The organism is Pseudoalteromonas sp. BSi20652 (genome assembly GCF_000239855.1).
Classification (GTDB): domain Bacteria; phylum Pseudomonadota; class Gammaproteobacteria; order Enterobacterales; family Alteromonadaceae; genus Pseudoalteromonas.
On record NZ_BADT01000028.1, the window covers coordinates 50,925 to 61,009 of the forward strand.

Annotated in this window: 11 protein-coding genes and 1 tRNA gene; 10 read left to right on the forward strand and 2 right to left on the reverse strand. The window is 38.1% G+C overall.

Translation table 11 applies throughout. The features are described from left to right. The first annotated feature begins 16 nt into the window (after window positions 1–16). The 5 genes from tgt to P20652_RS15220 all read left to right on the forward strand — a co-directional run bounded on the left by tgt (window position 17) and on the right by P20652_RS15220 (window position 5,413). Window positions 17–1,144, forward strand: coding sequence for a tRNA guanosine(34) transglycosylase Tgt (tgt, locus tag P20652_RS15240; RefSeq protein ID WP_008166065.1), 1,128 nt, complete (start codon window positions 17–19; stop codon window positions 1,142–1,144). A 25-nt stretch (window positions 1,145–1,169) separates the two neighbouring features. Further along, the gene (yajC, locus tag P20652_RS15235; protein WP_008166067.1) at window positions 1,170–1,508 is read left to right on the forward strand and encodes a preprotein translocase subunit YajC; all 339 of its coding nucleotides are present in this window, start codon (window positions 1,170–1,172) and stop codon (window positions 1,506–1,508) included. Between the two features lie 19 nt (window positions 1,509–1,527). Then, window positions 1,528–3,387: a protein translocase subunit SecD gene (gene secD, locus P20652_RS15230; RefSeq protein WP_008166069.1), complete on the forward strand. Its 1,860-nt coding sequence runs from the start codon at window positions 1,528–1,530 to the stop codon at window positions 3,385–3,387. 9 nt (window positions 3,388–3,396) lie between these two features. Next, entirely contained in the window at window positions 3,397–4,344 is a 948-nt protein-coding gene (gene secF, locus P20652_RS15225; protein WP_008166070.1) for a protein translocase subunit SecF, read from the forward strand. 259 nt (window positions 4,345–4,603) lie between these two features. Continuing rightward, on the forward strand, window positions 4,604–5,413 hold the full coding sequence (locus P20652_RS15220; RefSeq protein ID WP_008166072.1) for an ABC transporter substrate-binding protein: 810 nt from the start codon (window positions 4,604–4,606) through the stop codon (window positions 5,411–5,413). 44 nt (window positions 5,414–5,457) lie between these two features. Here the strand turns inward: P20652_RS15220 and suhB are convergent, their stop codons facing one another. Further along, complete coding sequence (gene suhB / locus P20652_RS15215) at window positions 5,458–6,261, reverse strand: inositol-1-monophosphatase (protein WP_008166075.1); 804 nt, start codon at window positions 6,259–6,261, stop codon at window positions 5,458–5,460. 243 nt (window positions 6,262–6,504) lie between these two features. Here suhB and P20652_RS15210 point away from each other — a divergent pair, with 243 nt between their 5' ends. Next, the gene (locus P20652_RS15210) at window positions 6,505–6,921 is read left to right on the forward strand and encodes a VOC family protein (RefSeq protein ID WP_008166077.1); all 417 of its coding nucleotides are present in this window, start codon (window positions 6,505–6,507) and stop codon (window positions 6,919–6,921) included. Between the two features lie 38 nt (window positions 6,922–6,959). On the opposite strand, the gene P20652_RS15205 is transcribed toward P20652_RS15210, so the two are convergent. Beyond that, window positions 6,960–7,628 (reverse strand): LiaF domain-containing protein, encoded by a 669-nt coding sequence (locus P20652_RS15205; RefSeq protein ID WP_008166080.1) that lies wholly within the window; start codon window positions 7,626–7,628, stop codon window positions 6,960–6,962. Window positions 7,629–7,954: 326 nt separating this feature from the next. Here P20652_RS15205 and P20652_RS17325 point away from each other — a divergent pair, with 326 nt between their 5' ends. The 4 genes from P20652_RS17325 to P20652_RS17330 all read left to right on the forward strand — a co-directional run bounded on the left by P20652_RS17325 (window position 7,955) and on the right by P20652_RS17330 (window position 9,980). Continuing rightward, window positions 7,955–8,521, forward strand: coding sequence for a BON domain-containing protein (locus tag P20652_RS17325; RefSeq protein ID WP_033017019.1), 567 nt, complete (start codon window positions 7,955–7,957; stop codon window positions 8,519–8,521). Between the two features lie 69 nt (window positions 8,522–8,590). Beyond that, complete coding sequence (locus tag P20652_RS19665) at window positions 8,591–8,749, forward strand: YqaE/Pmp3 family membrane protein (RefSeq protein ID WP_008166086.1); 159 nt, start codon at window positions 8,591–8,593, stop codon at window positions 8,747–8,749. 414 nt (window positions 8,750–9,163) lie between these two features. Next, on the forward strand, window positions 9,164–9,661 hold the full coding sequence (locus P20652_RS15195) for a hypothetical protein (protein ID WP_008166088.1): 498 nt from the start codon (window positions 9,164–9,166) through the stop codon (window positions 9,659–9,661). 242 nt (window positions 9,662–9,903) lie between these two features. Further along, window positions 9,904–9,980: transfer RNA gene (locus tag P20652_RS17330), tRNA-Ile, on the forward strand. Window positions 9,981–10,085: the final 105 nt, after the last annotated feature.

The following is a 10,085-nucleotide window of genomic DNA, read 5'->3' on the forward strand; positions in this document are numbered from 1 at the left end:
TGACATTGAGGATGATATGAAATTTGAATTAGACTGTACCGATGGAAAAGCGCGCCGAGGCCGCTTGATTTTTGACCGTGGTATAATAGAAACTCCTGCATTTATGCCTGTTGGTACTTACGGTACTGTAAAAGGTATGACGCCAGATGAAGTAAAAGCAACGGGTGCACAAATATGTTTAGGTAATACCTTTCATTTAATGCTTCGCCCTGGTACTGAAATCATTAAACAACATGGTGATTTACACGACTTTATGAATTGGGATTTTCCAATCTTAACTGACTCAGGCGGTTTTCAGGTATTTAGCTTAGGTGCAATGCGTAAAATCACTGAAGAAGGCGTTTTATTTCAATCTCCAGTAAATGGTGATGAAATTATGATGTCGCCTGAAAAGTCGATGGAAGTACAGCGCGATTTAGGCTCAGATATTGTAATGATATTTGACGAATGTACGCCATACCCTGCTACCGAAAAAGAAGCGAAAGACTCGATGGAGTTATCTCTTCGTTGGGCTAAGCGCTCTAAGGAAGGGCATGGTGACAATCCTTCCGCTTTATTTGGTATTATTCAAGGTGGTATGTACCCAGAATTACGTGCACAATCGCAAGCTGGTCTTGAAGAAATTGGTTTTGACGGTTATGCATTAGGCGGCCTATCAGTAGGTGAGCCTAAAAACGAAATGATGAATATCCTTGATCATTGTGCGTTTAAAATGCCAGAAGACAAGCCTCGCTACCTTATGGGTGTAGGCAAGCCAGAAGACTTGGTCGAGTCGGTCCGTCGTGGTATTGATATGTTTGACTGTGTTATGCCAACACGTAATGCACGTAACGGCCATTTATTTATTACCACGGGTGTGGTTAAAATACGTAACGCAGTGCACAAAACAGATACAGGGCCACTTGATCCTGAGTGTGATTGCCATACGTGTGGAAATTATTCACGTGCTTATTTACATCACCTTGATAAATGTAACGAAATTTTAGGTGCGCGACTAAACACAATTCATAACTTACGTTATTATCAACGTGTTATGGAAGGTTTACGTAATGCAATTAGCGAAGGTAAATTAGACGAATTCGTAAAAGATTTTTATGCTCGCCGAGGCCAAGATGTGCCAGAGTTAGTAGATATAAAAAATTAAACTTTAAAATTAAAGAGGAAGTATCATGAGTTTATTTATTTCAAATGCACAAGCAAGTACAGGCGCAGCAGCTGCCGGCGGCGGTACTATGCAAATGCTAATTATGTTAGCTATTTTTGGTTTAGTTTTTTACTTTTTGATTTATCGCCCACAAGCTAATCGTGTTAAAGAGCACAAAAGCTTAATGAGCGCGATGGCTAAAGGTGACGAAGTACTTACTCAAGGTGGTTTAGTAGGTAAAATTGTTAAAATTTCTGAAGATAAAGATTTCATCGTTATCTCTTTAAACGAGCAAGCAGAAGTGACAGTACAAAAATCGTCTGTATCTGCAGTATTGCCAAAAGGCACAATGAAGTCGCTATAAAAATAATAAGGACGACCCCGTGTTAAACAAGTTTCCAGTTTGGAAGTATTTACTTGTTTTAGCTGTGGTAGCCATTGGCCTTTTATATGCCTCTCCAAACTTGTATGGTCGCGATCCGGCTATTCAAGTTTCAGGTGCTAAAGGCGCTGATGTCGATCTCAGTGTTGTAGACAAAGTAAACGCAATCTTAGAGAAAAATAATGTAACCGCTAAATCGACAATACTTGAAGATGGACAAATTTTAGTTCGTTTAAAAAATGTTGAAGAGCAACTTAAAGCGCACGACTTACTGCGTGATTCGCTGAGCGATGATTACATTTCTGCTATTAATATGGCACCTGCTCAACCAGCTTGGTTAAAAGCGGTTGGTGGTAACCCTATGAAGCTAGGTCTTGATTTAAGTGGTGGTGTACATTTCACCATGGAAATCGACATGGCAACAGCGGTTGATAACCAGCTTGAGCAAATGGAACAAGATTTTCGTAGTGACCTGCGTGAAGAAAAACTACGTTACCGTAGTGTTCGTCGCGTCGCTGGTTCTGATCGTATGCGTGTAGAAATGCGTACCGAGGAAGACAAAAATGCCGCAGAGAGTTTCTTAGAAACTCGCTACCCTCTAAATGTCTACATTGATGACAGCAGTAACGATAACGCATTTTTTGCGACAATGAGTGAGCAAAAACTCAAAGAAATTCGTGACTACGCTATAAAGCAAAATGAAACGATTATTCGTAACCGTATCAACCAAATTGGTGTAGCAGAACCTAACGTACAACGCCAAGGCGCTGAGCGTATTATTGTTCAACTACCAGGCATTCAAGACACAGCACGCGCTAAAGAAATTTTAGGCGCTACGGCAACACTTGAATTTCGTGAAGTAGATGAAAATGCTGATGCAAGCGCTGCTGCTCAAGGTCGTATCCCTGCGGGTACTGAAATGATTATGAGCCGCGACGGTTACCCTGTTGTACTTAAAAAACGCATTATTCTAGAAGGCAGCCATATAACTGGCGCTCAATCTGGCGCTGATGAATACCAACGCCCGCAAGTAAGTATTACGCTTGATAGCAAAGGGGGGGCAAAAATGAATGCCTTTACCAAGCGTGCTATTGGTAAGCGTATGGCAACGGTATTTATTGAGTACAAGCCATCAGGTAAAAAAGATGCAGACGGTAAAGCACTTCCGCCTATTAAGGTTGAAGAAGTTATTAACGTAGCCACCATTCAAGCTCGTCTTGATCGCTCGTTCCGTATTACAGGTATCGATAACCCAGCTGAAGCACATAACTTAAGTCTGCTACTTCGTGCAGGTGCGCTTGTAGCACCAATTCAAATTGTTGAAGAGCGCACAGTAGGTCCAAGCTTAGGTCAAGAAAATATTGAAGCGGGTATGACTGCGGTAGCCCTTGGTTTTGCGTTTGTACTTGTGTTTATGCTTGTGTACTACAAAGGTTTTGGTATGGTTGCAAACCTTGCGCTTGCGGCTAACTTAGTACTCATTGTTGGTGTTATGTCTTTAATTCCGGGCGCTACACTTACGCTACCAGGTATTGCCGGTATTGTACTAACTGTAGGTATGGCGGTTGATGCTAACGTACTTATTTTTGAGCGTATTCGTGAAGAGCTGGCCGATGGCCGCAGCCCTCAACAAGCGATTCATTTCGGTTACGATAGCGCATTTAGTACTATATTTGATGCTAACATCACCACGTTAATCGCTGCCATTATACTGTTTGCAGTAGGCACCGGTCCGATTGCGGGCTTTGCAGTGACACTTGCGATTGGTATTTTAACTTCAATGTTTACAGCCATTGTTGGTACCCGTGCGGTAATCAACTTGTTTGTCGGTGGTAAACGTATTGATAAACTTTCAATTTAAGGAGCAGACATGCAAATTTTAAGTTTGGGTAGTAGAACCCTTCGTTTCATGTCTCTTCGTAAAGTGGCTATGGGTTTCTCTACGTTATTAATTGTAGCGTCGCTTGTGTCAATGTTTACGAAAGGCTTAAATTTTGGGTTGGATTTCACTGGCGGTACAGCGGTAGAGGTCGGTTTTTCTCAACCAGCTGACCTTAAAAAAGTGCGTAACGGACTTGCCGAAAACGGCTTTGCTGATGCATCGGTACAACTATTTGGATCAAGCCAAGAAATACTAGTACGACTAGCGCCACGTGGAAGTGACGTAAAAGCAGAAGTAATTGGTAACCAAGTAATCGATGCACTTAAAAAAGCAGACGACAGCGTAGTAATGCGCCGTATCGAGTTTGTTGGTCCAAGCGTAGGTGAAGACTTAAAAGAGCAGGGTGGTCTTGCCATGTTAACTGCACTTATTTGTATCTTAATCTATGTTGCATTTCGTTTTGAATGGCGATTTGCTGTGGGCGCAGTAGGTGCGTTATTACACGATGTTATTATTACACTAGGTTTGTTTTCGATATTGGGTTTAGAGTTTGATTTAACTATATTAGCGGCAATACTTGCGGTAATTGGTTATTCACTTAATGATACGATTGTGGTATCTGACCGCATACGAGAAAACTTCCGTAAAGTGCGTATCGACGATACCGTAGAAATTATTGATATTTCACTTACGCAAACACTTAACCGTACCCTTGTAACATCAATCACCACTATTTTAGTATTGATTGCTTTGTTTACATGGGGCGGACAAACCATTCATGGTTTTGCAACTGCTTTGCTGTTTGGTGTGTTTATTGGTACTTATTCTTCGATTTATGTTGCCAGCTCTGTTGCCCTTGCAATGGGTGTAAGCAAAGAAGACTTAATACCAGAAGTTATTGAAAAAGAAGGTGCAGACCAAGACGCAATGCCGTAATGGTTTTTAACTGCCCTAAAAAACCGCTCATTGAGCGGTTTTTTATTGCCCGTAATATATTTATGTTCACGATTACTTTAGCTTTACTGTGCATGCATGAATAAACAGTGCTAGCTTTATAGGGCGGTTATTAATAAGTATATCTATATGGTATTGCTATAATCGTAGTTATTTTATTGCTCTTTTATATTTAGGCGCAAAGATCAACAGACCCTAGTAATAACTGTTAAAACTATCGACAATAAATAAGGTGATAACTATGTTGCCACTAAAGTATTTCGTTAACGTAGTAAGTTTGTTTATATGCAGCGCTTTAGCAAGTGACGTAAATAGAGTAAATGTAGCACAGGAGCAACGTGTACAATATGCTCGTGACGACTACCTTAACGAGCTATTAGAAAAAGCGTTAGTTAGTGCGCAATATCCCGCAGAGATTCATACTGTTCTAATTCATCCCCACCAGCAACGTACCTTAATTGCACTTGATACAAAAAACTTAGATTTATATTGGAGTATGAGTAGCCCAGAGCGAGAGTCGTTAGCCATTGCAATTAAAGTTCCGCTGTTTAAAGGCTATATAGGAAAAAGAGCATTATTAACAAGCAAAAATAGCATGAATAGGTTTAAAGACATTTCGACTTTAGAGCAGTTGAGTAAGCTTTCTGCAGTGCAAGGTCATGATTGGCCAGATACAAAAATAATGGCGTTAAATGACTTGCATGTAAGACCCTTTGCTAACTATCAAGCTATGTTTACGTTAACGGGTACAGGGCGTATCGATTATTTTCCACGTTCATTCATTGAGGTAAATTCAGAATTAATGGCAAATAAACAAAGTAACTTAGTAATAGTACCTAATTTATTTATAAGCTACTCAACAGGCTTTTATTATTTTGTATCAAAGAGTAAACCAGCGCTTGCAGCAGCAATCGAAAAAGGACTAAAAATAATGCAGAACAATGGTGAATTTGATGCATTATTTAATGAATATTTCGCAAAAGATTTAAACTCGCTGCCATACGAAAAAGGGAATACGGTGGAGCTTAAACTCAAAAACCCTTATTTTTAGACACAAAAAAAGGAGCCTTAGCTCCTTTCTTATTATGCTCTGTATTAGCGGAGTAACGACTCAGTAAGTACTGGACGAATTTCACGAATAATCGCTTGGGTCAATTTTGGTGAACCACAGATAATATTACCGCTGTGGTTATAGTTATTACCACCAGCAAAATCTACAACCATACCGCCAGCTTCTTTAACCATAAGCTCGCCTGCAGCAGAGTTCCACGGTTTTAAGCCAATTTCAAAAAAGCCATCAATACGGCCAGCTGCAACATATGCCATATCTAGGGCAGAACAACCTGCACGGCGAATATCGGCAGTGTGTACAAATAACGCTTTAAACGCTTCAGTGTATGCCTCTGTGTGGTTTTTGTTTTTGAAAGGGAAACCAGTTGCTAAAACTGTACCAGCTAAAACCGTTGTTTTGCTTACGCGTAAACGTTTACTGTTAAGTTGTGCGCCTTGACCTTTAGATGCAGTGAACAGCTCACCACGAATTGGATCGTAAATAACGGCTTGGTCTAAACGACCTTTAACTTTAAGTGCAATAGAGATTGCGTAATGAGGGATACCTTTGATGAAGTTAGTTGTTCCATCGATAGGATCTACAATCCATTGGTAATCATCATCCTTGCCTTTATGCTCACCTAATTCTTCACCAACAATAGAGTGAGTAGGGTAAGACTGTAAAATAGTGTCACGAATTACGGCTTCGGCTTCTTTATCAATGTTAGTTACTAAGTCGTTAGCGCCTTTTTGTTGCACTTCAACTTTTGATAAATCTTCACTTGCGCGAAGTAAAATTTTGCCTGCGTTGCGCGCAGCGCGAACCGCAATGTTTAACATTGGATGCATGGTATTACCTTTGGGTTGTAAAAGAACGTTTATATATTTCAGCCGGCGTATTTTAGCGACTTTTGCCATAAAGTAAACAATAAACCCCAAATACTTATGTTTGTTTTTTATACAAGATTGAAAAGTGTATATATTTTTAAAAAATAATTATCTGCATTTAAATAAATTAATTTTAAATAACACTTTACCTAAAGTTAACTTGAGGTTTTATCGTGCTCCTAACTTAACTGATAGGGTAACATTATGTATTTAGAGCACGTAAACTTAGTCGCGAGTGATATAGATAGTATGCTTACATTTTATCGCGCTGTATTTCCGCATTGGTCAATCAGAAGTGAGGGCAGAGGTGACTGGCATGGAAAACCAAGACGCTGGGTACACTTTGGAGATGACACGCATTACATTGCGATAAGCAGTCATGGTGAAGGTGAAAACAGAAACTTATCGGGCCATCAAATAGGTTTTGCGCACTTTGCTTATGTAACCAATAATTTAAATGAGGTAGTAAAACGTTTAAATAAAGCGGGTTTTACACTAAGCAAGCAAGGTACTGAGAATCCATTTAGGAAAAACGTCTACTTTATTGATCCTGCAGGGTTTGAAGTTGAGTTTGTAGAATATCTAAGTGACATACCAAGCGAGCGCAATAACGATTTATAATAAAATACCAAGCAGCACGTTAAAGTGCTGCTACTCAATTATACTGAGCGGTTATTATTACCCGTGCCAAATTGGGTTTTTAGCTCATTTGCAAAGCTCATAAATTTTTCTTTAATTGTGCGCTTTATTTTCACTTCAACCGAGCCCATAACTGCCTTTCCTTCAATATGAATAGTAGGACCTTGGCGTTTGTTAAGCGACACTGATTTATTTTCAAGGCTACTTAAAATGCAAAACATTTTAGACACTACATTGACATGCTCTGGTACGTAAATTTCATCGCTACCAAAAATACAGTTAACGTGAATAGTTACATTTTGATGCGCAAAAATGGCATCGGTAAAATCAAGCACCACCGATCCCATAAAGTTACTCAAATATATATTTTTTGGCACAACCCACTGACCGCTTCGTTCGTTAGAGCCTAAAATACTGCGTAATGTAAAATCATCATCACTGTTTTGCTGTGCACTATAATGTGGTTTAAATTGCGATTGTTTTTCTGCTTTATATTGCTGATCGGTATTAAGTGTTAAGTCTTCTACTAAGGCTAGCAGTGCTTCGTTATTAGGTGCATCCATCGCGCTATCGAGTCGTCTCTCAAATGCATCAACAGAAATAACCCCATGACTATAATTATAAATTAATTGATCAATCACTTGTTCGCGTACTTGCTCTATTGGGCGGTCTTCAACTTTTACAGACATGGTTATTCCTTCTTATATTTACTATTGATGCTGCTTTTGTAGTTAGGTTGCAAACCACGTACCAAATATAATTTCATTAATTATCAATTGGTTATTTTTTAACGTATTTTTTATTTTGTTATATTAACGATAGATTAACCAAAAATGCAATTATCTAGCTATTTTCACTATTTGAGAAAGTTTTACCGAGTAGCCTGTAAATAGTTACACAGTTATAGATGATGCCTCATCCCAAAATAAACTCAAGTCATTGAAATGTAAGTGTAAATAAAGTTGGCCCAAAGCTCGCATTAGTTAAAGTGTCTTTAATCAAAAGGAGAAAGATTATGAAAACATTTAACAAGTCTATTATCGCAGCTCTAGTTCTTGGTACTACGGCTATGGGTGCCCAAGCAAACAGCTGGGAAAACGAAAGTAAAGATGCTTGGATTGATGGTAAGGCAGAAACAGTTCTACTTATGAACACTAATCTAAACAACTTTGACATTAACACTGATGTAAAAAATGGCAAGGTAGTACTTACAGGTAAAGTTGACAGCGAGATTGATAAAGAGCTAGCAGAAGAACTTGTACTTAGCCTAGATGGTGTGTCTGATGTTGATAACAGCCTTACTGTTGTTAAAAGCATGGATACCAAAGATAAAAGCAACGACATGATGGACGATGATGATAACGACCTAACGGACGCTAAAATCACCACTGTAATCACAACTCGCTTCCTGTTTGACTCAGAAGTAGGTGGTACAGACATTGATGTTGATACCGACAACGGTATAGTAACCTTAAATGGTACCGTAGAATCAGAAGCTGAAAAACAGCTAGCAGTTGAAATTGCTAAAAATGCTGAAGATGTTCGTGACGTAGTTGATGAGTTAACTATTATTACTGAATAACACTGCATTATAAAACCCAGCTTGGCTGGGTTTTTGCTTTTTAAGACTTAACATTACAGGAGTTTGGTTATGGATATTATTCGTATTATATTGTCAGTTTTACTACCGCCATTAGGCGTATTTTTACAAGTTGGTTTAGGTTTGCACTTTTGGTTGAATATTTTACTAACGCTGTTAGGTTATTTCCCAGGTTTAATTCATGCAATCTACATTATAGCGAAAAAGTAGTGACATCCGATTTTTATGTAATCGATTAGCCAACTTTAGCTTAACTAGCTGCTTAATTATTTAGAATCCTGCGTCAGTGATGTCATCAGTTTGATATTGATAGGGCAACCTTGGCGCTTAATCGGCTCACATATTACTTACCTGATAATAGGTTGGTTTTAACCAAGCTATTATTTACCTATTTTATAGCTATTCAATTTATCAACTGCATTTTGAATATTTGCTCCTACAATTCTTACCTTTGCTTAAATTAAATCCAATTTTATATAAAAGCGATGAAAAAACATCTCATAAAAAATTAACTGTTTCTATATACCACTATTCGCTTATAGCCTACTATTTAGATGAGAGCATGATTAAAGTGTCACCTATTTATAGGTAAGTATTTATAGGCAAGTATTGAGAGGTACTAAGTTGAACGGTCGTCTTATTTTATCTGGGGTTGTATCATTTGTTTTTTATTTTGGTTGGGCATACTGGGCTAACAGCGCTGAAGATATTGCTAAATCAATCACACTTCAAGCTGCATTAGTACAAGGGTTATACAGTGGTATTGTAACTTTGTTTTTTACTTTTATTTTAGAAAAAGTAGTAAACAGGTATAAGGTGAGTTACATGTCTTTAGCTTTTATAACGCCGATAATTTGTATGTTTCATTCTAAAACGCCTCAAAATATAGCCATTAGGCAAAGCTTTAATAACGCGATTCATTTGTCTGCTTCGTATTTGAATAATAAAAAGATAGCAGGAACATTATTTGCCCCAATTATTCCAATTTGTGTTCAATCAATTTTGGTCATTACAGTTAACGTGATAAACCAAACACCTAACTTAGCGCTTACGGTAGCCCCAAGTATTTTTTTTACAGCCTTGTATGCTTACACCTATATGTTTGCTTTACTGAAAAAGTAACCGTGAGAATACAGGTTTGCATTTAAGTTAATAATTTTTGAATAATCATTAAAGCGAAAAGCGCTATATTTAACCTATATATCGATTAAAAAGATTACTATTTAAGCAGTTAGCTTGTTGATTGTTAAAATAAAGGTTTTTGGTAGTGACAAGCACCTAAAAAGTTTTTATACTGCAACCCGCTTTAGTCGCTCTGTGACTGAACGCTTCAAAATTAACTGTTTTACAGTTATACAAAAGTTGGCCCCTTAGCTCAGTTGGTTAGAGCACACGACTCATAATCGTTAGGTCCCCAGTTCGAGTCTGGGAGGGGCCACCACTTTTACAAACTTTCCAAAAAATACCTATCCAAATTATTTAAAGCTACATTAATTTAATATCGTGTAATTTATTATTCTTTATCTACCCCTAATAATAAATATAA